23 protein-coding genes and 3 pseudogenes are annotated in these 21,963 nt (G+C 63.9%); 13 read left to right on the plus strand and 13 right to left on the minus strand.

The window, feature by feature from the left end:
• Position 1: 1 nt before the first annotated feature.
• From AAIO73_RS19065 to AAIO73_RS19080, 4 genes are all read right to left on the minus strand, one after another.
• Positions 2–700 (minus strand): hypothetical protein, encoded by a 699-nt coding sequence (locus AAIO73_RS19065; RefSeq protein WP_096614026.1) that lies wholly within the window; start codon positions 698–700, stop codon positions 2–4.
• A gap of 17 nt (positions 701–717) precedes the next feature.
• Positions 718–1,878 carry a catalase family protein gene (locus AAIO73_RS19070; protein ID WP_345880246.1) on the minus strand — a complete coding sequence of 387 codons (1,161 nt, stop codon included), beginning with the start codon at positions 1,876–1,878 and terminating at the stop codon, positions 718–720.
• 229 nt (positions 1,879–2,107) lie between these two features.
• Positions 2,108–2,731, minus strand: a complete 624-nt coding sequence (locus tag AAIO73_RS19075; RefSeq protein WP_345880247.1) for an ABC transporter permease — start codon at positions 2,729–2,731, stop codon at positions 2,108–2,110.
• A complete protein-coding gene (locus AAIO73_RS19080) occupies positions 2,683–3,486 on the minus strand; it encodes a TolC family protein (protein ID WP_236696957.1) in 804 nt (267 codons plus the stop codon). Before AAIO73_RS19080 ends, AAIO73_RS19075 begins: the two co-directional genes overlap by 49 nt.
• A gap of 3 nt (positions 3,487–3,489) precedes the next feature.
• Here AAIO73_RS19080 and AAIO73_RS19085 point away from each other — a divergent pair.
• Positions 3,490–3,963, plus strand: a pseudogene (locus tag AAIO73_RS19085) (ATP-binding protein); the annotation flags it as partial.
• A 95-nt stretch (positions 3,964–4,058) separates the two neighbouring features.
• On the opposite strand, the gene AAIO73_RS19090 reads toward AAIO73_RS19085, so the two are convergent.
• Positions 4,059–4,364 carry an acyl-CoA thioesterase gene (locus AAIO73_RS19090; protein WP_056433088.1) on the minus strand — a complete coding sequence of 102 codons (306 nt, stop codon included), beginning with the start codon at positions 4,362–4,364 and terminating at the stop codon, positions 4,059–4,061.
• A 60-nt stretch (positions 4,365–4,424) separates the two neighbouring features.
• Between AAIO73_RS19090 and AAIO73_RS19095 the strand changes: the two genes are divergently transcribed.
• The 6 genes and pseudogenes from AAIO73_RS19095 to AAIO73_RS19120 all read left to right on the plus strand — a co-directional run.
• Positions 4,425–5,063, plus strand: coding sequence for a TetR/AcrR family transcriptional regulator (locus tag AAIO73_RS19095; protein WP_176484947.1), 639 nt, complete (start codon positions 4,425–4,427; stop codon positions 5,061–5,063).
• Between the two features lie 103 nt (positions 5,064–5,166).
• On the plus strand, positions 5,167–6,546 hold the full coding sequence (locus AAIO73_RS19100; protein WP_345880255.1) for a TolC family protein: 1,380 nt from the start codon (positions 5,167–5,169) through the stop codon (positions 6,544–6,546).
• Positions 6,543–7,568: an HlyD family secretion protein gene (locus AAIO73_RS19105; RefSeq protein ID WP_232834232.1), complete on the plus strand. Its 1,026-nt coding sequence runs from the start codon at positions 6,543–6,545 to the stop codon at positions 7,566–7,568. Before AAIO73_RS19100 ends, AAIO73_RS19105 begins: the two co-directional genes overlap by 4 nt.
• Positions 7,565–8,734, plus strand: a complete 1,170-nt coding sequence (locus AAIO73_RS19110) for an ABC transporter permease (protein ID WP_056433082.1) — start codon at positions 7,565–7,567, stop codon at positions 8,732–8,734. The genes AAIO73_RS19105 and AAIO73_RS19110 overlap by 4 nt, the downstream gene beginning before the upstream one ends.
• Positions 8,731–9,831: an ABC transporter permease gene (locus AAIO73_RS19115; RefSeq protein WP_056433079.1), complete on the plus strand. Its 1,101-nt coding sequence runs from the start codon at positions 8,731–8,733 to the stop codon at positions 9,829–9,831. The genes AAIO73_RS19110 and AAIO73_RS19115 overlap by 4 nt, the downstream gene beginning before the upstream one ends.
• Positions 9,832–10,267: 436 nt before the next feature.
• Positions 10,268–10,732: pseudogene (locus AAIO73_RS19120) on the plus strand (IS21 family transposase); the annotation flags it as partial.
• Here the strand turns inward: AAIO73_RS19120 and AAIO73_RS19125 are convergent.
• Positions 10,732–11,049 (minus strand): annotated as a pseudogene (locus AAIO73_RS19125) (amino acid permease); the annotation flags it as partial. The pseudogenes AAIO73_RS19120 and AAIO73_RS19125 overlap by 1 nt on opposite strands.
• Positions 11,050–11,221: 172 nt before the next feature.
• On the opposite strand from AAIO73_RS19125, the gene AAIO73_RS19130 reads away from it, so the two are divergent.
• Positions 11,222–11,698 (plus strand): Lrp/AsnC family transcriptional regulator, encoded by a 477-nt coding sequence (locus AAIO73_RS19130; protein ID WP_345880261.1) that lies wholly within the window; start codon positions 11,222–11,224, stop codon positions 11,696–11,698.
• Between the two features lie 135 nt (positions 11,699–11,833).
• Here the strand turns inward: AAIO73_RS19130 and AAIO73_RS19135 are convergent, their stop codons facing one another.
• Entirely contained in the window at positions 11,834–12,004 is a 171-nt protein-coding gene (locus tag AAIO73_RS19135; protein WP_345880263.1) for a hypothetical protein, read from the minus strand.
• Positions 12,005–12,421: 417 nt separating this feature from the next.
• Here AAIO73_RS19135 and AAIO73_RS19140 point away from each other — a divergent pair, with 417 nt between their 5' ends.
• The 3 genes from AAIO73_RS19140 to AAIO73_RS19150 all read left to right on the plus strand — a co-directional run bounded on the left by AAIO73_RS19140 (position 12,422) and on the right by AAIO73_RS19150 (position 14,153).
• Complete coding sequence (locus tag AAIO73_RS19140) at positions 12,422–12,574, plus strand: hypothetical protein (protein ID WP_345880265.1); 153 nt, start codon at positions 12,422–12,424, stop codon at positions 12,572–12,574.
• Between the two features lie 49 nt (positions 12,575–12,623).
• Complete coding sequence (locus AAIO73_RS19145) at positions 12,624–13,076, plus strand: hypothetical protein (RefSeq protein WP_345880266.1); 453 nt, start codon at positions 12,624–12,626, stop codon at positions 13,074–13,076.
• 93 nt (positions 13,077–13,169) lie between these two features.
• Positions 13,170–14,153, plus strand: coding sequence for a TerC family protein (locus AAIO73_RS19150; protein ID WP_345880267.1), 984 nt, complete (start codon positions 13,170–13,172; stop codon positions 14,151–14,153).
• Positions 14,154–14,342: 189 nt separating this feature from the next.
• Here AAIO73_RS19150 and AAIO73_RS19155 read toward each other — a convergent pair whose 3' ends face one another.
• Positions 14,343–15,068: a hypothetical protein gene (locus tag AAIO73_RS19155; RefSeq protein ID WP_345880268.1), complete on the minus strand. Its 726-nt coding sequence runs from the start codon at positions 15,066–15,068 to the stop codon at positions 14,343–14,345.
• 251 nt (positions 15,069–15,319) lie between these two features.
• Here AAIO73_RS19155 and AAIO73_RS19160 point away from each other — a divergent pair, with 251 nt between their 5' ends.
• On the plus strand, positions 15,320–16,621 hold the full coding sequence (locus AAIO73_RS19160) for an SLC13 family permease (RefSeq protein WP_345880286.1): 1,302 nt from the start codon (positions 15,320–15,322) through the stop codon (positions 16,619–16,621).
• Between the two features lie 38 nt (positions 16,622–16,659).
• Here the strand turns inward: AAIO73_RS19160 and AAIO73_RS19165 are convergent, their stop codons facing one another.
• Genes AAIO73_RS19165 through AAIO73_RS19175 form a run of 3 tightly spaced genes read right to left on the minus strand, consistent with a single transcriptional unit; the run spans position 16,660 to position 19,391 of the window.
• The gene (locus tag AAIO73_RS19165; protein ID WP_345880269.1) at positions 16,660–17,421 is read right to left on the minus strand and encodes an alginate export family protein; all 762 of its coding nucleotides are present in this window, start codon (positions 17,419–17,421) and stop codon (positions 16,660–16,662) included.
• A gap of 11 nt (positions 17,422–17,432) precedes the next feature.
• Positions 17,433–18,047, minus strand: coding sequence for an alginate export family protein (locus AAIO73_RS19170; RefSeq protein WP_345880271.1), 615 nt, complete (start codon positions 18,045–18,047; stop codon positions 17,433–17,435).
• A 15-nt stretch (positions 18,048–18,062) separates the two neighbouring features.
• Positions 18,063–19,391, minus strand: coding sequence for an MFS transporter (locus tag AAIO73_RS19175; RefSeq protein WP_345880273.1), 1,329 nt, complete (start codon positions 19,389–19,391; stop codon positions 18,063–18,065).
• 1,085 nt (positions 19,392–20,476) lie between these two features.
• Between AAIO73_RS19175 and AAIO73_RS19180 the strand changes: the two genes are divergently transcribed.
• Positions 20,477–21,034 (plus strand): GAF domain-containing protein, encoded by a 558-nt coding sequence (locus AAIO73_RS19180; protein ID WP_345880275.1) that lies wholly within the window; start codon positions 20,477–20,479, stop codon positions 21,032–21,034.
• A gap of 126 nt (positions 21,035–21,160) precedes the next feature.
• Here AAIO73_RS19180 and AAIO73_RS19185 read toward each other — a convergent pair whose 3' ends face one another.
• Both AAIO73_RS19185 and AAIO73_RS19190 read right to left on the minus strand, forming a co-directional pair.
• The gene (locus AAIO73_RS19185; RefSeq protein WP_345880277.1) at positions 21,161–21,307 is read right to left on the minus strand and encodes a hypothetical protein; all 147 of its coding nucleotides are present in this window, start codon (positions 21,305–21,307) and stop codon (positions 21,161–21,163) included.
• Between the two features lie 107 nt (positions 21,308–21,414).
• Positions 21,415–21,963: integrase core domain-containing protein (locus AAIO73_RS19190; RefSeq protein WP_345880279.1), on the minus strand; the 549-nt coding region annotated here is incomplete at its 5' end.

Here is a 21,963-nt window from a genome sequence, read left to right on the forward strand (position 1 = left end):
GTCAGTAATCCACCCCTTCCGGCTTGGAGATGGCGTCGGTAAGTTGGCCGAGCGCCGCCTTGGTCGTCGGGTCGATGCCCATGTTGGCGGCCTCTGCATCGAGGAACGCGTTGAGCGCCTTCTCCATTCGCTGGAAACGGCGTACGTCGACCACCGTCACCTGCGGATTGGCAACGAACCAGCCGGCAGCGTCGATCTGGTGGTCGGCGATGAAATCCTTCACCTTGGGGCTGTCGATCCCCGGCCAGCCTTCGACGTTGGCGAACAGAAGGTCCATGAGCTCGGGGATCTTGGTCGCAAAGTCATTGATGTAGGCATCCCAGTCGCCGTCGTAGGCGGTCGCGAACAGGATGCGCGTATCATCGTCGAAAAAGACGAAGCGCATGTCGTGCAGGGTGGAGACGCGCTGAGCCCCGTCCATGTTGCCGGCGGTGAGATCGAAGATCCGCCGCAGGCGCTCTGCGCCGCCCGGCTTGAGCGTCGCGATGGCGGTGAGTTCGGACACGTTGCCGGATTGCTTGCCGGCGCGGCCCGCCGACCGGGCGCTGCCCTTCAGGTCCGGATTATGTTTGCGGATCATCGCCTCGAGCGCGATCTTGGCGAGGTGGGGTGCATCGGCGGCGACTTCCTCCACCCGGCGACGGATTTCCTGAAGCTTGCTCTCATCCGCGAGGCGCGGGTCCTTGTTGTCTGTGGTCATCACGACCTCCTGCTTGTTCAATCGGGAATGTCATCGAGCCGGTCAGGCTCGATCCGGGGGCGCGCGTTCATCCGATGGCGGTAGCTGGTGGAGCGTTCGTAAGCCGCCCGGCGGATGCGCATGATCTGGCCGAGTGGGCGGTGCGCCGCTACGCCGTTCCATGGATTGAAAGACAGGACGTCGTCGCCATACACCTGGCGTGCCGGGGCGTAGGCGTCCTGCGCTGCGAACCGCAGCGTCGCGATCGGGCGATGCGGCGACACCTTCTCGTCCCAGCGTACCGCCGCATCCTCGACCGGCATCTCCGCCAGATCGGTGCAGAGCTGCGCCGACAGGGCATATTCCGCGCCCTGGCCGGCGAAATGCTCCACCATAACATCCCGCATCGTGGAGAAATCCGCCTTGCCCACCGGCTGTCCCGTCAAGGCCCGGACGTTATCGGAAGCTGGGGACAGAGCCAGCTTGGCGACATGGTCACCGAAGCGGATAGCACCTTGCGTATGGTAGCTCTCGCCGAGCGGATGATGGTTGTCGCGCGCCAAACCCTCGAGCGTCGCCCCGGGCGTCATCCCCAACGCCTCCACTGTCTTCTTGGCACCCCGCGCAGTGCCTGCGATCAGCCGCTGGAAGGTGTCGGGCGCATGCGCATTCGCCTCAAGAAGGCTCAGCATCAGCTTGTATTTGGCGATGGTGCCAAAGGCGAGGACGGGAAAGTTCACCATCAGGAAATCCTGGTTGGCGCCCCCGATATCGGGCGACAACCGCTCTCCTTCGACGCCGATTACCTTGATCGCGAATCCTCGCGGCGCAGGGATCGCGTCCGAATGAATGTCGCTGGGCGCCGAGGACAGCCGTGCGACCACGCCGTAGGTGCATGGGTGTCCGAAGATGCCCTGCCGCAGTTCCGGCGCCAGATCGTCGTGAACCGTCAACGTGCCCCTCAGGACGGCATGGGACTTGGCATGCGCGTCGCGGATCGCATGGCGGTGATGCTCGAAAGCGCAGCGGTTCCCGGCCGCCATCTGCTCGACGATCTCGGCCGTCAGGCGCTCTTCATCCTCGGCGATCGTCTCGATGTCGGACGAATAGAGAAGCGGTGCTTTCAAAGCCTGACCTCGTCTGTTGCCCATGTCCCGACGCCGGTCGCGGCGCCGCTTGGCCCAGCCATTTCCCGGCAATTACCCACCAACAACACCTAAGGGAACCGAATGGTTCCCTTTCTTGCTGACTCGACCAGGTCTCTACGTGAGGCAACTATCGATGCAGGTGGCAGCGATCAGCGACACGAAGTCTCGTGGCCATGCGAAGCGAGGTCGCAGCCACTACGAGCGGCTAGAAGGAGTGCGCGATACACTACAGCCGCGGAAACGGTGGAGCTTGCGCTCCTTGGCGAGGATTGCCCTCCATTCAGGCCTCGGTGGCGGACGTCCCGACCATCGCGCCGAAGCCGACGAGGCGCGAATACGCCAGCATGGCATAGCCGAGGGCGAGGCTTGCAAGGGTCAAGGCGGGGATCGTGACCTCGCCCAGGCTCGCATGCATCTGGTTCAACGGGACGAACGTGTGGACGCCGGCGGTGGACGGGATCAAGTGAGAGAGGGCGGCGACGAAGCCCGGCATTTGATCGAGCGGATAGGCGGTCCCGGTGAGGAAGAAGAACGGCACTGAGGTCGGTGCCAGGATGTAGGTTGCCCGCTCGGCGCAATCGAACACGCTGCCGATGAGCAGCCCTAGGGCAGCAACCGCCGTGGCGAAGACAGGGACCATCACCATCATGCCGGTAATGTCGCCATCGACGGGCACAGCCTGGAGCCAGAAGATGAACCCGAACAGGAAATAGCATCCCAGGATGCCTACCGACGTGAACGCCGCCAGCGTTCCCCAGAACTCCGCGACACCCATCCGCCATGCGCCGGAGCGGCGTCGTCCGCCCATGAAGGTAGCGGCGCCGAAGAGCAGCGTCTGCTGAACGATGATCACCGCTACGGCCGGAAAGACATAGCCCTTGTAACCACCCGTCCGATTGAACAACGGTTCGGTGGTGACCGCGACGGGCAGCCCGCCGCGACTGAGTTGGGTTCAGCGGCAGCACGTTGCTCCAGATGTGGGCAAAGGCGTTGGCGCCGTTCAGCGGTAACGTCGCGCCCGAATAGGCAAGCGCCGAACCGGCATAGACGGCGCTCGCCGACAGAGCGGTCGCGGTTTCGCGTGTCCGTGGGCAGCGCATTGTCGCGATTGGCGTTGTAGCTGCCGAACGCGAAGGCTTGCGGGCGGTAGCGCGATTTCGCCAGGCCGACCCCCGCGCTGGCGATGTCACGCGCTGCGTCGGCGCCGCGGGCCCGGGGCGTCGCGTCTATGCCCTCCAGGAATGTGCCGACGGGAGGCAGCGGCTGCGAATTGACGAACAGCGGCGTCGATGCGCCGACGCCGGCGGGTCGGTCCAGCAACCGCGACAGTGCGTCGGCAGCAGTCGCTTCCTCGAGTTGCGCGCGAATGAAGGCGCGTTCGGCGGCGTCGCGGGCGACCTGAACCTGGAGGACGCGCGCATGGGGAATGACCCCGTTCTGCTCGAGCTTCACGGCATCCGACAGATGCCGATCGAACCCTGCGAGCGTCTCGCGCGTCGACCGGGTCAGCTGGGCGGCAACCTGCTGACCGAAATAGGTGCGGACCAACCTGACGCGAGACAGGTCGCGACCACCCGCCTGCCTGGCGCGGGCCACCTCGACCGCGCCGTCCGCACCCGCCTGGATCGCCGGGATCGCACCGCCCGTGTAGAGCGGCACGCGGTACGCTCGCTGTACAGCGGCTCGTTTCTTCCGGGCCGGCGCAACGTCGTGCTGGTCGGTGGGACGGGCACCAGCAAGACGCACCTCGCCACCACCATCACCGCCAATGTGGTACGGGCCGGCGCCCGCGGGCGCTATTTCCACACGGTTGATCTGGTGAACCGGCTCGAGGAGGAAACCCGCCTTGGGAAGGCCGGCACGCTGGCGGCCCAGCTCTCGCGCCTCGACCTCGTGGTGCTCGACGAGCTTGGCTACCTGCCGTTTGCCCGCTCGGGCGGTCAGCTGCTCTTCCACCTCGTCAGCAAGCTCTACGAACAGACTTCAGTCATCGTCACGACGAACCTGGCCTTTGGTGAGTGGCCCACCGTCTTCGGCGACCCCAAGATGACCACCGCGCTGCTCGACCGAATTACCCACCATTGCGACATCGTCGAAACCGGCAACGACAGCTGGCGCTTCAAACATCGAAGCTGACGCCTGGGACACCGGCAGAGAACGCTTCGCGCTGGTTGCGCCTCCCGTCGGGCTACGCCCGCCCTACGCCGCAACCAGCGCGAACAGTGCGCCCGTCATCCCCGGTACGCTGCTCGACGAAGGGGGTCCCTTTTGGACGCCGGTAGGGGGTCCCTTTTGGACGCCGATTGACAGTCAACGCGCTGATCTAGGAAGGCGGGGCAGCGATAGGTGATCTCATGCTTTATCGCGACCCGGGCAACCGACTCCAGCGCATCGCCGGGCGCGATCCGGTGCCAAAAGGAGATCACCGCCTCCTGAATCCAGCGTAAATAGACCGTATTGTTGACGTGGCCCATGTGATCGATGTCGGAGGCGATCACATCGAAGGCGCAGGTATGGCCGGCGCTATCGTTAGGCATCCGCGTCGTCTCCGCTGATCGTCATTGACACCGACACGGCATTAACTTATATTGTCATCAATGACAATAGAGCCTCCCCGTCGCCGCCGGCGTCATCCGGACGAGCTTCGCAGCGAAGCGGTCGGCGCTGCCCGCGATATCCTTGAGCGTTTCGGGCCGGCAGCGATCACGCTTCAGAGCGTGGCCGGGGCATTAGGCATGGCGCACGGAAGCATCACCCATCATTTCGGCACCGCGGCCAACCTGCAGGCAGCCGTCGCGGACGACGGCATCGGCCAGCTTCTGGAGGACGTCCGGCGCGGTGTCCGAGCCTTGAGGGCAGGCGACATCGATGAAGCCGGCCTCGTCGACCTCGTCTTCGACACGTTCGCACAGACCGGCGTGGGCCGGCTGATCGGCTGGCTTGCCGCGACCGATCGTCAGATGCTGGAACCCCTCTTCAGCCGATTCTCCCGCCTACCAAGCGAGTTGGCGGGCGACACGACGGGGGGCTCGACAGTCGCCGACCACGAGCTGCCGGCCCTCGTCGAGGGCATCGTTTCGGGCGCGCTGAGTGCGTCGTTGATCGGCGACGAGCTGGACCATGCTTTGGGATTGCCAAGATCATTCGCGAAACGACGTGCGGCCCGCGAGCTGACCCTCCGAAGGGGGGCGAGCATCGTCTCTTGCGAATTTCGACGACCGGGGTCGCAGTCGTGAACGTGATCATGGCGGCGACGCCCAGACCTCGTCCCCTCGTACATGGCTGCGGCATCGAGGCCGCAGACGGCTTGTCGCCTCACAGCAAAGCGGGCCAACGTCGATGATGAGCCTTCGGTCTATCGCCATCATCGGCGCCGCGGTCGCGACGGCGCATGCCGCATCGGCCCAGAACATCGGCCCCTCAAGCCCCGCCGTCCTGACATACGCCCGTGCGCAGGAGCAGCTGCTGGACCGTTCCGACGCGATCGCGGCCTCGGACGCGAACGTGCGCAGCAAGGAGGCGCAAGAGGGAGCCACGCGCACATTGCGCAGGCCGGACGTCGACCTCGAGGCGCAACTGCTGGACTATCAGAAGACGCTCTATCTGCCGCTCGGTTCGCTCGCGCCGGTCGCCGAGGGCTTCGGCATCCCTGACCCGCTGCGGTTTCAAGTTAGAAGGCAAAGTACGCGCCCCATCGCTTCGACGACCCTCCCGATCTACACCGGAGGGCAGATTTCGGGGACGCAGGCTGGTGCGCGGGCACAGGTGGCGCAGGCGCAGGCCGACCGGGCCATCACCGCCAACGATCAGCTCGTGCAACTGGTGCGGGCCTATTTCGGCCAGCAGCTAGCCGAGCGAGCGCTGGGCGTGCGCCGCGACGTGCTCGATGGGCTCGACCGTCACGTCGCAGACGCCGTCAAGCTCGAGGAAGCGCGCTTCATCAGCCGGGCGCAACGCCTTCAGGCAGAGGTGGCACGCGACGACGCACGGGCGGAATATGAGAAGGCGATCGCTGACCTCCAGACGGCGAATGCGGCGCTTGCGGGGCTGCTGCGCGAACCCGAAGGAGTGAGGCCGTCAACGCCGCTCTTCGTCATCTCGCGTCCACTGCCGCCGCTCGACACGTTCAAGGCCGCGGCCCTAGCCTCACATCCTCAACTCGAGCGGCTGTCGTCGCTGGAGGACCAGGCGAAGGCCGGCGTCCTGATCCAGCAGGCGAAGCAGCGCCCGACCGTCTACGGCTTCGGCCAGTATAATTTCGACCGGCGCGACACCCTCCTCACGGACCCGGATTGGGCAGTGGGTGTTGGCTTGCGCTATAAGCTCGCCGGGGGTCTTGGGCGCCGACAGGCGGTCGATGCGGCACGGGCGACGGCGGAACAGGCGCGTGCCGGTCTGCGCGAAGGCCGCACGCAGATCGAGATCGGTGTGACGAAGGCGTGGAACGACGTCGAGGCGGCGCGAAAGCGGTATCTGCTTCTCGATACCTCCCTCGCTTCATCTATCGAGAATCTGCGGCTTCAGACCCTATCCTATCGGGAACAGCAGGCGACATCGCTGGACGTCATCGACGCGCAGCTTTCGCTGGGGCGATCGCGCATCCAGCGCGCGCAGGCGGCCAACGAATATGTACAGGCACTTGCCCAGCTTCTGAACGTCAGCGGGCAAATGGATGAGATGGCCGCATACGTCGCCAAAGCCGACAAGGTAATTCCATGAACGCCGCAACTGAAAACGAAATGCACGACGGCGGGGGGACGACAAGGCCACCCCGCGGCAAACTGGTCGTTGTCGCTCTCGTGGTCGCTGCCCTGCTGGGCGTCGGACTCTGGCTCAGCTACCGTCCCGTGCCTGGTCAGCTGCAAGGCATGGTAGACGCGCGCGAGATCCGCGTCACGAGCAAGGTCACGGGACGGATCGCATCGTTCGGCGTGGAGGAAGGACAGCCCGTCCGGCAAGGGCAGCTACTCTACACGATCTCCAGCCCCGAAGTCGCCGCCAAGCAGCAGCAGGCCGGCGGGGCGCTGGAGGCCGCGCAGGCAACGCAGGACAAGGCCGAGGCCGGCGCGCGCAGCGAGGACATCCGGGCGGCCGAGGCGCAATGGCGGCGTGCACAGGCGGCAGCGAATCTGGCGCAGGATACCAGCAACCGCACGCAACGCTTGTTCGCCCAGGGCGTCGTCGCCGGTCAGAAGGCGGACGAGGCGCGGACGAACGCCATCGCTTCGACGGAGGCTGCGAAGGCAGCGAGGGCGCAATACGATCAGGCCCTGGCGGGAGCCCGCCCTCAGGACAAGGCCGCCGCTGGCGGTCAGGTTCAGCAGGCGCGCGGCGCGGTGGCCGAGGTGCAGGCCGCCGCCGCCGAGACGCGCGTGGTCGCGCCATCTGCTGGGGAAGTCGGGAAGCGGATGGCTCAACCAGGCGAACTCGTGCCGCAGGGCTTTCCGGTCTTCATGCTGACCGACGTCGAAAACGCTTGGGTCACGCTGAACGTCCGCGAGGATCAGCTCGACGGGCTCGCACGAGGCCGGCAGATCGTCGGAACGATACCTGCGCTTGCGAACAGGCGGGTGACGTTCCGCGTGTCGTACCTGGCGCCGGCGGGCGAGTTCGCGACCTGGCGCGCGACCCGCCAGTCCAGCGGGTTCGACGTCAAGAGCTTCGAGGTCCGCGCCCTGCCATCCCGTCCCATCGACGGGCTGCGTCCCGGTATGACGGTCCTGTTCGACTGGCCGCAATGATCCCGCCCGCGCTGGTCGGCGGCTTTCGGCGGGAGGCCGGCTTCCTGCGAAAGAGCTTCTGGGACCTGTCGCTCGTGACATGGATCCCGTTGATCCTTCTCGCCACGGTCGCCATCCAGATGTCGGCCGGGGCCATGCGCGACCTCCCAATCGTCGTGGTCGATCGCGACGGCGGCGGCATCGCCCGCGAGTTGACCCGCCGTCTCGATGCGGCGCCCGGCTTGGCCGTTCTCGAAATAGCACCCGACCTGTCGATGGCGGAAAACGCCGTGCGCGCCCGACAGGCCTATGCAATTGTCCTCATCGATCGGGACACAAGCAGAGAGGTACTCCGCGGCGGCACGGCTCAGGTCATTGCGCTCTACAATGCCAGCTACTCGACACCGGCCGGGTCCGTCATCCGCGAAGTCGGCAGCGTCGTGCAAGGCTATGCCAGCTCGCTTGCGTCGCAGCAGAGCGCGGCCGTGCTGGGGCCTGGGAGGGTTCGCAGGCCACCCATCGCGGTACGCTCGACCGTTCTCTTCAATCCGCAGGGCAGCTACGAAATTCAGCTGGTGGCGCTGCTTCATCCCGCATTGCTGCATCTGATCTTCATGGTGGCGATCACCGGCGCGCTCGGGCGGGAGCTTCGCGACGGAACGATCGGGGACTGGCTTGCAGACTGCTCGCGACGCGAGGCGGCCTGGGCCGTTTGCGGCAAATTGCTGCTCTACGTCCTCATCTTCATGGGCTGGGGGATCGCAGCGATCGCCTATCTGGCTGGTCTGCGAGGCTGGCCGATCGCGGGCAGCCCGCTGCTGATCGGCGCCGGCTATGCGGTGATGTACATGGCATATGTCGGTGTCGGGCTTCTATTCGTCGGTCTTACTCTAACGATGAGCAGCGCGCTTTCGGCGGCTGGCCTCTACGCGGGAGCCTCCTTCGCGTTCGCCGGGGCGGTATTCCCGGTCGAGTCCGCCTCCGGCTTTGCTCGGGTATGGAGCGCGCTGCTTCCTTATTCTTCCTTTGCCAAGCTGCTTTCGGAGCAGTGGATCATGGGTTCGGCGGCATCAGTGTCACTGCGACAGATCATCGTCATGCTACCATTCGTGATCGTCGGTCTTGCCGTCGGACTGCCGCGCTACCTTGCCGCGGCGAAGCAGCCGGAAACCTGGGGCCGCCGGTGATACGCAACGCCTTCCTCGGCACGTTCCGTGCCATCCTCTCGGACCGATCCGCGCTCCTGCTGCTGATCGGATCGGCCATCATCTATTCGTTCTTCTACCCGGCCGCTTATTCCGGCGAGGTGCCGAGGCGACTGCCCATCGTCGTTGTCGATCTCGACCATACCGGTTCGAGCCGCTCGCTCCTGATGAAGCTCCCGGCCCTTCAGCAGGCCGAGCTCATCGCCTCCCTATCGTCTCCTCGAGAGGCTTACGGATGGGTGCAATCTCGCCACGCGGACGCGGTGATCGTCATCCCGGACGGCTACGAGCGGAACATCCTGCGTGGTGGCCAAGGCACGATCGCGCTGTATGGCAATGGTGCCTATCTTCTTCGTAGCAGCACCTCGCTCGGCAGCATCGCCGCTGCCATTTCGGCGGTCGGTCGCGAGGCAGGGATGGATCAGGCGATGGCCGCCGGCGCGACGGCGCCACCGGCCTTGTCGCTCGTGCAACGACCGCTCTTCAACACGCGCGAAGGCTATGGAAGCACGGTCGTTCCGGGCGTCGCGTTCCTGATCATTCATCAGACGCTGCTGATGGGTCTCGCTCTGCTTGCCGGGACGATGAGGGAACGGCAGGGCCGCCGACGCTTCACTCGCAGGGAGTTCTTCGGCATCGCACTGGCATTCGTATCAATTGGTCTCCTCGACGTGGCCTACTACACTGGCTTCGTTTTCTGGTTTCAGGACTACCCACGTGCTCAGGCGGCCCCTCTCACCCTCATCGTCGCAGCAATCGCGTTCGTCGCGGCAACCGTCGCCGGGGCAATGGCGCTTGCCAGCTTCTTCAAGACTCGCGAGCGGCCGATCCAGCTCTGGATCGTGACATCCCTGCCAATCTTCTTCCTCTCCGGCTTGTCATGGCCCTCGGAGGCAACGCCGGGATGGCTCGTCGCAGCGTCACGGATGCTTCCCACGACCCCGGGGATACATCTGATGGTGGGGGTCAACCAGATGGGTGGAAGCCTTCGGCAATTATCAGGCGAAGTGGTGAACCTCTTCGGGCTCACCGTTTTCTACGGCTGGATCGCATATGCCCGCTTTGTTCGGCCAAGTTAGCCAACATCGCCGCACACGAGATTGCACGTGCTTTTTTTATCAACCAAACAGTCTAGGATCGTTGAGCGCATGATGCAGCGTTCGTGACACGCTGGCGTCACGAGCCTCATGCCTCGGGAGAGGCGCACTGCTCAAAATGTGACACCATCAAGGCTGAGATATTCACCGGCGATCCAGGCTATAACGACCCAATTTCGGTGGTTCAATCGCGGTAATAGCGCTCCCGAAAGCGGTCGTCCGTTCACCTGCCAGTCGGTAGTCTGCGGCTGGGCAAAGAGCGGTGGCCGGTGATGGGCAACCGCATTTCGAGCGAAATTTCGGGTGTGGATCGGCGTGGAAAAAGAACCCCGGTAGCGGGGTGATCGGCGTCGAAAAAGGACCCCTCATCCCGGTGGTCTAGGCTGCTCGCTTGGCGGTGTCAGGCGGCGAGATCGGGATGCTGGTATTGGAGACAGTGTTGAGGATCCGGCGCGAGCACGCGTCTGGGAAGGCCATCAAGGCGATAGCGCGGGACCTGCACCTGTCGCGCAAGGTGGTGCGTAAGGCGATCCGGGCGCCGGAGGCGGACATGGGGTATCGGCGGGAGGTACAGCCGCTGCCTAAGCTGGGGCCGTTTCAATCGCGACTGGACGCGTTGCTGGAGGAAGATGAGGCACGGCCGCGGCGGGAGAAGCTGCGCCTCACCCGTATCCACGACCTGCTGCTACGCGAGGGGTTCGACGGCTCGTATGATGCGGTGCGCCGTTATGCGGCGCGCTGGCGGCAGGCGCGGCGTCGCGACGTAATGAATGCGCCGGCGTTCATCCCGCTGCTATTCCGGCCGGGCGAGGCTTACCAGTTCGACTGGAGCCACGAGGACGTCGAGATCTCGGGCAAGCCGATGCGCGTGAAGGTCGCGCATCCGACGAGCCACGCCGCGAGCTGGCCGATCGCGACATAGCTGTAGGTGTAGGCGCTGCCCGACGCGGGCACCATGGTGGCCATCTCGGCGTAGGCAAGCGCCGCGCACGCGCAAACGAAGCCTGCGATTACGAAGGCGACAAGGACGGCAGGTCCCGCCTTGGCAGCGCCGACGCCGATCAGAGTCAGGATGCCGGTGCCGACGATCGCACCGACCCCCATCGCAACCAGATGCGGCCAGCCGAGCGTGCGCGCGAGCGTGCCCGTACCGCCCTCTCCGCACGGCTCGAAGCTTTTCCGAAGGTTCCAGTTCCTCAACGACGTTCCCCTCTGCCCCCGGAATGTGTGTCGCGATCATTGCCGTCGGAACGAGGCCGTAGGTGCCTTCGGTCCGGCATGCGTGATCGGAACGGCAAGTTAGCACCATAGGGCCCGCAGGTGCCGTGAAAGACCTTGACCGCCGCCGTGGTTTCTGCGGTTTGAAGGCGTCATGACCACGGATCGTACCCTGGACCGGATAGACCGCCGGATCCTACGGGAACTGCAGGCGGAGGGACGTCTACGCAACGCGACGCTGGCGCGGCGCGTAGGACTGTCGGAAAGCGCCTGTCTGACGCGTGTGCGTCATCTGGAGGACGCCGGCGTGATTCAAGGATACCATGCGCGCCTCGACCCTTTCAGGGTCGACATAGGTCTGGTCCTGCTGGTCGAGGTCACGCTCGAAGGCCGTCATCGGAAGGAACGGGAGGAGTTCGAGAGGACCATCGGCGAACTGCCCGAGATCGTGGAGGCGTCGCACGTGAGCGGCGACACCGACTACGTGCTCAAGGTCGTCGTACGGGCCATGCCTGAATGGAACGCCCTCAAGGAGCGACTGGTTCGGGATGTCGGTCTAAGTAGGATCACGACGCACGTCGTCATGGACAAACCGAAGGTGTTCCGGGGCTATCCCGTCGCGCTGGACTGACGCTGCACACGTCGGTCTGAACTGAGGAACCGTCCCCCGGAGAGTGGGGTCCATTCGAAAACGAACCGACTTCGTCCCCCTGAACCAGAGAACGGTGCGTCCGATCCCCTCGCGCAACTCTGGGGGGCAGGTCGATCAGCCCGAGGTCAGTATGCAGAACGAAAGCGTCGGGATACCGACCAGCACGATCAGCGACGCCGTCTGGGCATCGATGACGCCGAAGACAGCGCCCCAAGGCCGCCGAGTGGAGTTGCCGGAGTTCTGAATAGGGGAAGGAAGGCGCGCGCCGTCCCGTTGGTTCTGCATGATCGTTCTCGCTGGCCTTCGCTCACGGGCGCTTCGAGCCCGCATCGACACATCGGCGGTGTCCCGAACCAGACGAACTTCGCCGTCCGGCCCGGGCTAAGGACGTGCGGCTAGCTGACCCGCGTGGAGGCGGAAGCGGCAGAAGATCTCGCATCCGATCATGCCGCGTACTTTAGCCGGCGGTTCACGAAAATCAATCGCATTCGCCAAATATTTCGATGCCGCCTTGAATGGGAGCGTGAAGGTTCCATATCCAAAACGCGGGCCGGGCCCCTCTGGCGGTTACTCTCAAGTGATCGTGATGTCGGACCGCATCGGGTTGAACCTGATCGTGGCCTGGCCTCCTGCCTCCCGTCGTTTTCGACCCGATCTCCTAGTTCTTCGCGGAGAGAGGCATTGCATACCAACTTCTTCAGAATGACCCAACTTCATCAGCGGCTGGACGAACAGATCCGTGCCGAAGCCGATCGGCGCGTTCCCGACCCGCTGGACCTGTTCCGACTACGCCGGCTCCGCCAGCTCGTGAAGAACCGTCTTCGCGACCTCGGAACGGTGCCCGCGCCAGCCTGACATCGACGGCATCATCGGAAAAGTCGTCTCGTTCATTCCCTGATAAAGATTGGAACTCATCATGTCGTACCTGGCTTCCCTCGGGACCGTTATCGCGCTCGCCACCGTACCCGCCCCGCAGCACGTCCTGACCGTTCAGCACGCCGCCGGACCGGCCGACGTCGAATACCGTGCCGACCCGTCGATCCGGTACAGTCAGTTGGGAGCCGTCGCACCGGGCGGACGGCCTTCCACGCTGCGTTGCTCGTGGTCCGTGGACCTCGCTGTCAATCGGGTCGCGACGCTGAGAGAAGGCACCATGCTGTCACGCAGCTTCGTTCGGAACGGCGTGGCGGAAGGAAGTCGCCCCGGCTGGTGCGACGCAAGCCGCACGGCGATCGAAGGCGAAGTTAAGAAGCGCATCGGATCGGCCGGTCGCCACGTCGAGGCGGCGGCCGACGCCGACCGGCCGGTGCTGCTCGCGGAACTCGACCGTTCCATCTCGCGCGCCCAAGCACAGTAGTCGGAATCGACCCCGGAGCGTTGATCATGACGGTCCGGGGTCGATCAGATCCGCTTCCCAATTCCTAGCCAACCTACCCTGAAAGGGCTCGAAATGGAGATGCTGACGGGACTGTTCCTGGGCACCCCGATATGGATGTGGCTGACGTTCCTTGGCGTCGTCACGACCCTGCTCGTCCTGGATCTCGGAGTCCTGCATCGTAGTCAACGCGAGATCGGCGTACGCGAAAGCCTCATCCTTTCCGCAGGATACATCACGCTGGGTCTCGCCTTTGGCGGCTGGATCTGGTGGTACGTCGGGCCGACTGCCGGTCTGAACTACGTCACCGGCTTCGTGATCGAGAAGAGCCTGGCGATGGACAACGTGTTCGTCATCGCGATGATCTTCGGCTACTTCGCCATCCCGCGCATCCATCAGCACCGGGTGCTATTCTGGGGAATTCTCGGCGTGATCGTGCTGCGCGCGTTCATGATCGGGTTCGGAACTGCACTCGTCGATCGCTTCGAGTGGGTGCTGTACGTATTCGCCGCTTTCCTGATATTCACAGGCGTCAAGATGTGGCGCTCGGCGGAAAGCGAAGATGACGTCGCGAACTCGCCCATACTTCGTTGGGTCCAAAGCCGCATGCCCGTAACCGATCGCCTGCATGGCGAACGCTTCTGGATCAAGCGGCAGGATCCGCTGACCGGCCGCATGAAGCGGGTGGCGACGCCGCTGCTGCTGGCACTCGTGATGATCGAATGTGCCGACGTGATCTTCGCAGTGGACTCCGTTCCAGCGATCTTCGCCATCACCACCGATCCGTTCATCGTGTACACTTCGAACATCTTCGCGATACTGGGTCTGCGCGCTCTCTATTTCGCCCTCGCAGCGATGGTCGATCGCTTCGCCTACCTGAAATACGCATTGGCAGCGCTGCTGGTCTTCATCGGATCGAAGGTCTTCGTGGCGGACTTGTTCGGCATGGAGAAGTTTCCGCCGGTCGCCTCGCTCGGTGTCACCGTCGCGATCTTGGCCACTGGCGTTACATGGTCGCTCTGGAAGACGCGCGATCCGAAAGCCGATGCCGGCAACTGACCATCCGGAGCAGGCCGCACCTGGAATTGAGAATTGGGACGGCCTCCTTCGAGACTTGCAGTGTGCGGGCACGATCATGGTGGAGCACGATTGGCTCGAACGAGACTTCGCTAGTCGAACGTCGTGTCCGCTCCCGCCATCTGGTCTGACCGTCCCCTGATCGAACCACGGCACTGAGAACGTACCGTTTCAGGGTTGCGGCAAGTTGCTGATGGCGGCAGATCCGACCCGTCCCTTCCCGATGCCGGACCAGCGAGCCAAGGTTTCGCCGGTCGCAGCGTTCTCCAGAACAATCTCGTCGAACGTCGCGCCGATCAGACAGATCGGCCGCTGTTCAGAACCACCCGGCTGTACGCAGCCGACGGGCCCGCCGTAGCGTACGACGGCCAGCCGCCCCTTCAACCGTATGGCGAAGCCACGTTCCGCCCTTAGATCGGCCGGCGGTACGCGAACGACCGCAACGTAGGGGGGCTTCGTACCCGCCTGAGGTGCGGATGCGTCCCCGTCGACAGCCTGGCCTATCGCCAGCGTCTGGCCAGGAAGCGTGATCGGTCCGCCGTCCCTCGGCTCGGCGTCGGTTGGGACAGGACAGGCTTCGCTCGTCGTCCAAGGACGTGCGATCCAGAACCCTTCGAAGGAGACCTCATCCTCCGAACGAAAGCGCCAATCCGTCGTACGCCAGGTCACGGGTGCGAACTGCACACGTAGCGCCTGCGAGGACTCGTCGTAGCGCCATCCGGTCGCATCCTGCTGATCGTCACGGAGTGGACCTTCACAACCGAACGGCAGTGCGATTGAAAAGCGTCGGCCCAAAGCCTGACGTGTGTCGCCAGACGACGGTTCGGCGCTCGCAGAGACGTCCGCCGCTTCCGCCGCGATCGCCAGGATTCCGGACCGATCGAGCGATCCGAACATCGTCGGCTCCGCCGTCCGAACCGGTGTGGGTTGAACGGGCGGACGCGAAGCGGACCGAGCGGCTGGTTCAATTGTAGAACGACGCCCGAGGAGAAACCCCCCGCTTCCGACCGCCATCGCCGCGACGAGAACTCCGGCCAGCGCCAGTCGACTGGATCGGGGTGTCGGTTCCTTCATGGACACCGCTTAGCAACTTCCTGCACAACGCGCACCATGAGCATCGCATGGGCTTTCGCCGCCGGTCGTCCGGAATGAACCTCGACCAGATCCTGACGCTAGCCGTCCTGGTCGCGGTTGTCGTCGCGCTTATCTGGGACGGCGTACGTTCCGACGTCATCGCGCTCACCGGGGCGGCCGTGCTTCTAATCACGGGGGTCGTTCGTCCCGTCGAGGTCCAGGGCGCCTTCGCAAGCCCGGCAATCCTCGCTTTGGCGTCCCTCTTCGTGATCGCCTACGCGCTCGAGCTGTCAGGACTGCTCGACCGTGCGATCGTGGCAGCCGTGGGCCTATGCCGCCGACTGGGTGCAGCGGGTCTGTGGCTGCTTCTCGCTGCCATCGGCTGCTTCTCCTGCTTCCTCAACAGCACACCGATCGTGGTGCTCGGTGCCCCCGTCGTGCGCGACGTCGCGAAGACGCTCCGACTGCCCCCCAAACGGTATCTCATGCCCCTGTCCTACATCACCGTCCTGACAGGCTGCTGCACGCTGATCGGAACGTCCACGAACCTGCTGGTGGACGACATGGCCCGCATCTCCGGGCAGCCACGCTTCGGGATCTTCGAAATCACGCCTGTCGGGCTGCCGATGGCGCTGGCCGGCGGCCTGTACCTGTTCCTCTTCAGCGGCCGGCTGATGGGGCAGGGCGTGACCGAGGAGCCCCCGCCCGAAACGCAACCGAGGCTGGAAGTCGACACTGCGCACGTCGGCCACGCCGAACTGTTCGCCGAACCGCGTCCCTTCCGGCCCAAGCACGCAATGATTGCCGGGACGACGTTCGTCGGTGCGATCGCGGCCGCGGCGATGAACGTCGCACCGATCGCCGCCACCGCCTTCGCGGGAGCCGTTCTTCTGATCCTTCTGCGCGTGCTTACGGCCGATCAGGCCTATGGCGGCCTCCGGCCCCAGATACTCATGCTGATCGCGGGCATGGTGGTGATCGGCATCGCCATGGAGGAAAGTGGTCTTGCCGCCGTGGCGACGCGGGCCCTGGTCGGATCACTACACGACTTCAACCCGCTTACCGTTCTCATCGTGCTGTACGCGGTAACGATGATCCTCACCGAACTGCTGTCGAACGCAACCGTCGCGGTGCTGATGACGCCGATCGCGGTAGCGCTTGCGGAAAGCCTCGGCGTCAGCGCCCGCCCATTCCTGGTCGCCGTGATGATGGCGGGCAGCGCGGCGTTCGCGACGCCGTTCGGCTACCAGACGAACGTCATCGTCTACCAGATGGGGGGCTACCGCTACATGGACTTCGTAAGGGTCGGACTCCCGCTGAACATCCTGACCTTCGTGGTCGCGATCTGCGCGATCCGTGTCTTTTTTCCGTTCTGATCAATCATTCCCGCAACGTGCCGGAAGACGAGGTCTCGTCAGAAGCGGAAGGTGACGTAGACTGCCGCGTAGAACAGGTCGCGCCCCGGCATGAAGCGGCGGGAGACGTCGCCATAGATGGTATAGAAGCCGAGCGTCGTGAACGACCCCAACGCATAGCGTCCCGCCGCCGTCGCGCGTTTGCCGAGGAAGCGGGAGTCGGTCTCGTCCCCACGCCGAAGCGGCGATCCGCCCAGCGAATAGACCCCATCGGTCGTGGACGTCCGCCACAGCCCTGCCGTCGAGAAATCGAGCGTCAGGCGCGTCATCGGCTGGAGCGTCAGCATCGGCTGCACGACCGTCAGATTCTGCGGCCCAAGATCGCCATTGTAGGTCAGCGGCTTGGGGAAGAGTGGGCTGTACGTGCCGATCCGTCCGTCGTTCCGGTTGCGATCGCCTGAGCCGATGTCGACTCGCAGCGCCAGCCGCGGCTTCCACCCGTCCGTCCAGCCGTGGCCGATCGTGGTAGTCAGATAATAGGCGTCGACGTCGAGGTCGCCGAACGATCCCCACTGGCGAATGCCCTCGATATCGACCGTCCATCGATCGGCGCGACCGGCAAAGCGCAGCGATAGCGTCCTGCGCCGGTCGCGTGCAGCCGGCGCGCTGTCGAACGCTAGGCTGGCCCGGTCGGCGAAGAGGAACAGCCCCTCCGCCCGGCCCATGCGCGTGGCAGCGCCGAAGCTGCGGCCGGCGTGGACGGCGGTGAAGGCGATGTTCCGGTTGGTGCGGTCGTCGAACGTACCGAGCTTCTCCAGCACGGCATGCCCGGTCAGCAGTCCGCCATCCCATCTTCCCTTCCGCCGAGCACGCGCAGTACGTCGAGCGAGCGGCGGGTGTTCGCTCCTTCGCGCATGTCGAACAGCGTCTGGTTGCCGATGCCGACCTCCTGCCGTCCCAGCCGAATTGCGATGCGCGCGTCGCCGACCTTGTGGTGCGCCTCGACGAACGCCTGGTTGAAGTCTAGCCGCCATTCCTCGATCGGGGCGACGACCGAATCCAGCCCGGCGCTGGTGGCGTGTTCGAGGTCGACGAAGGCGCGGAAGACCCCTTCGACCTGGACGTCGCCCCATAGCCGCGTGCGCTGCTGGAAATTGCCGTCGTCGTCCTGCGGCCCCCGCCCCCAGCGTTCGCCCAGCCGCAGTTCGGGGCGCAGACGCAACTCTCCGCCGACGGTTGCATAGCTGTCGTCGGCGATCGGCAGGTGTTCCAGGCGCGTCCACAGGTTCGCATCGTGGATCGGGCGGAACTCCGAATAGTCCTCGTCATGGTTGATCGGCTTGAAGACCGGCTTGGGCGGTGCCTCCAGCGGGGCTGCGGCGGCCGGAGGTATCGGTGTCGGCACGGCGGCGGCCTGCGTGGCGGCGGCGAGGATCATCGCGATCATGCTCGGCATCCTTCCTCAGACAGCCATGGCAAGCGAAGCGCGGCGGTGTACGCGCCGACGACTGAGCGAGAACAGCGCGGTCGCAAAGACTGCGATCAGGCCGGGCACGGCGAAGGCGACGAAGTTCAGCGCCATCGGCAGCTTGGCGGCGAGCAACAGACCCCCCAGCAACGGCCCGACGATCGCACCGACACGCCCCATGCCAGAAGCCCAGCCAAGCCCGGTCGAACGCACCGGCAAGGCATAGAAGTCCGCGACGCTGGCGTAGAGCAGGATCTGCGTGCCGGTCGTCCCGGCGCCGGCGATGACGATCAGCAGGTACAGCACCGGCGTCGCACTGTTGAAGCCGAGTAGCGCGAGGCTGTGCGCGCCCAGTCCAAAATAGGCCATGACGACGCGCGGCAGTCCGAACCGGTCGGCCAGCCGCCCGCCCGAAATAGCCCCGGCCATTCCTCCGAGGTTGAGGGCGAGCAGGAAGGACAGACTGGACCCAAGCCCGTAGCCGGCGCTCCGCATCAGTTGCGGCAGCCACGATCCCAGCGCGTAGACCATCAGCAGGCAGCAGAAGAAGCATAGCGACATGGCGAGCGTGCCGAGCGTGCGATCCTCCCGGAACAGTTCTGCGACCGATGCTTGCGACGTCGTCGCTTCCGGCCAGGCAAGCGACGCGCCCGCTGCCTGACCGGGGGCGATCCGTTCAAGGACGGCACGCGCACGATTTTGATCGCCACGGCGGACAAGGAAACCGATCGACTCAGGCAGGCCGCGCAGGATGAGCGGGAGCAGCAGCATCGGCACGGCGGCGGCGAAGAACATGGCCTGCCATCCGAAGCGCGGCAGCAACCAGATGCCGATGCCCGCCGCGACCATGCCGCCGACCGCATAGCCGCTGAACATGAGCGCGACGAGCGTGCTGCGCATCCGCTTGGGGGCATATTCGTTGGTCAGCGCTACCGCGTTGGGCATCAACCCGCCGCAGCCCAGCCCGGCCAGGAAGCGGAACACGCCGAAGCTCGTGGGATTGTCGGCGAACCCGTTCAGGAAGGTGGCAACGCTGAACAGGGTGAAGCAGATGGTGATGCAGGTCTTGCGACCGATCCGGTCGCCGAGCGGGCCGAACAGGAATGCGCCCGACATCATGCCGAACAGCGCCCAACTGGCCAGCGAGCCCGCCTGAGGTGCCGACAATTGCCACTGCTCCATCAACTGCGGCAGCACGACGCCGTAGATGAAGACGTCGTAGCCATCGACGATCAGCAGGATCGCGCATGACAGGATGATGCGAAGATGCAGCTTTCCGAACGCCGCATCGTCCACGACGCGGCTGACATCGATATTGGCCATATCGATTCCTCTCCCATGTTGTATCAGTTATTCTTGGGAGAGAAGGCGTCGAACCTTGCGTTGCGCAGCAAATACCAGTTCGGTCCTCTATTGATATCCGTACGGTATCGGTGAAGCAAGGTCTCGAGCAACGTAGCCTGGGTTCAGGGCTCGTCGAGCACGGCCTAAGATGACGGTGGCAATGAGAGCAACGGCGAGGAAAGGCATGGACAGCGATCGTAGCCGATCGCGACACGCCGCTATTCCTTCCGGCGGCTGAACATGGTCTCGATGCGGCTGCCGTACCGGTAGCGGCGCTCATCGATTCTGACCGGCTCGTTGCATGATAGTCAGCCGCGAGTTGCAGGACTCCATGCTTTCGACCCGGAAAGCTTCCTCCGAACCAACCGGTGCGTAGCGGCGGCCCAGGCGCCTTTGGCATATCGTTTGGCAGCACTACCGCCCCAGTCGGGTCGCTGACCTCCCCATCAGTCGGAAAGAGCGCGAAGCGTGGCTGTTCGCGTGGACGAAGAGGTAGAGTTTTCTGTTCATAACGGCTCTGTTTCGCCTGGCGGACGACTGAGACTGCATCTCAACTTCCAAGACATGAAATCGCTCGGTGCGTCCTGAGCTTGATCGCAACGACGACCTGCGGCTCCGCATCGCACACAGTCGGCCCCGCCATCATGCGCGTGGAAACGCTCGACCGGTCGCTGCTCTTTCAGTCCATCGATTCTAGAGATACTTGCGAAGACGATAGTTGCGGAGCCCGTCTTGCCGACGCAGTTCGTTGCGTCTGACGATCATGATGCAGCTCAGCACCCATCGGCCATTCAACCATGTCTTGCCAATGCCGTTCAGAACGCGGCCACAGCCGCTCGACATGCTCTGCATCAATCAAAACGTGTCGCCCACCTTCGTCGTCTTGTGGAGCATGCATGATATCACTACACTCTTGGTAAAAACTTTTCGGCCTATTCCCGCGTTGAATCCGAAAATAAACAAATTTATCCAACCGCATTGAAATGGGACAGTTCTAAATAATCTGAGGTTGCTGAAACGAGGCGCGCGGCTAAGGCGACTGCTAACAACTGGAGGCGGCCCGAGTGAGTGTTCATATATATTCACCGCCACCTACCGACCCAAACGAAGCGGAGCGCGAGCGCGCCGTCGTCGATACAGGCGCACTCCAAGCTCGGGACGATGCAAAGCTGGAAGCGATTTGCAAGGAAGCTTGCCGGAAAGTCCGCGGCACGTCGTCGCTGTTGTCGGTCCTGTACGGCGATACCCAGTATGTTATCGCAGCATATGGGTTCCAAGCCGGTGCATACAGTCGAAAGAATTCCCTCTCGGGACATGCGCTAGCCGCCGGAAACGAAATTTTTATCATACCGGACCTTAGCAGCGACGAACGCTTTGCCGAAAATCCTTGGATCAACGGCGAAAATGCACGTTTCAGATTCTACGCCGCATCGCTGGTTCGCCCTTACGGACGATTGCCCATAGGCGTTCTAAGCGTCCTCGACGAGAAGATGCGTACTACATTCTCAGAACCGGAGCGCAGGATCGTCATCAGCGCCGCTGAAGATGCTGCCGCGCGGATCGTACAAATCTCACAAGAGCGAAACATGTCGCCTGTACCATCTCCCCCACCTCGCAGCTGAACCATTTCAAGAGCGGGACTGTTCGGGTTTGTTCAAATGATGACGGTGGCGGCGAGCTGGCGGAAGAGCAACCGTCGAAGCGGCATGCGATGCGACGTCAGTTCTGAAGGCGACCGTACATGGTTTTCATGCGGGTTCGTCAATGATAGCGCCGGTTATGTTACCGGACCAGCCCGTTGCACGATCGAAGCCCTGAATGCCAGGCTCAATACCCTTCGCTTGGGAAAGCCTTCCGAACCAATCGGCTTCGAAACCGCGGTCGCCGAGCAGCATTGGGAGATGCGAAAGGTTGGAGACCTGAAGGGACACCGCAGTCGAGTGCAAAGTCGGCGAACTAGGCGGGGTGGACGAATCCAAGCAGCCATTCGTTCACGACGAGATTAGGTGTTCAGTCCCGGCATCTGGTGGATCGGATCGACGATGAACCGGTCTGGCTCTGACGTCCAGATCTTGGCGATGTATTCGTAGGGGGTGAGCCCGCTGAGGGTCTTGAGCCGGCGGGCGAAGTTGTAGGCGGCCATGAAGTCGGCGAGGTGCATTCGGAGCTGGTCGTGGCTCTCATAGTGGAAGCGTTTGACGGTCGCTTCCTTGATGGTCCGGTTCATCCGCTCAACTTGTCCGTTGGTCCACGGATGGTTCGGTTTGGTGAGCCGGTGCTCGATGTCGTTGGCCTCGCAGATCATATCGAAGCGCATCTGACGGGACCAGGCGGTGTTCCGGTTGCGGGGCTGCTCGGCGAACTGGATGCCGTTGTCGGTGAGGATAGTGTGGATGCGGTACGGCACGGCTTTCAGCAGGTGTTCGAGGTGAGCTGCCCCCTTCTGAGTGGTCCATCGACTATGACAGTCTGGATCAAGGAAGGGACGACGCATGCCTGCCAAGAAGCACAAGCCTGTGGAGATCATCGGGAAGCTGCGTGAGGTCGAGAT

The organism is Sphingomonas epibiotica, from assembly GCF_039615155.1.
In the GTDB taxonomy this organism is placed as follows: domain Bacteria; phylum Pseudomonadota; class Alphaproteobacteria; order Sphingomonadales; family Sphingomonadaceae; genus Sphingomonas.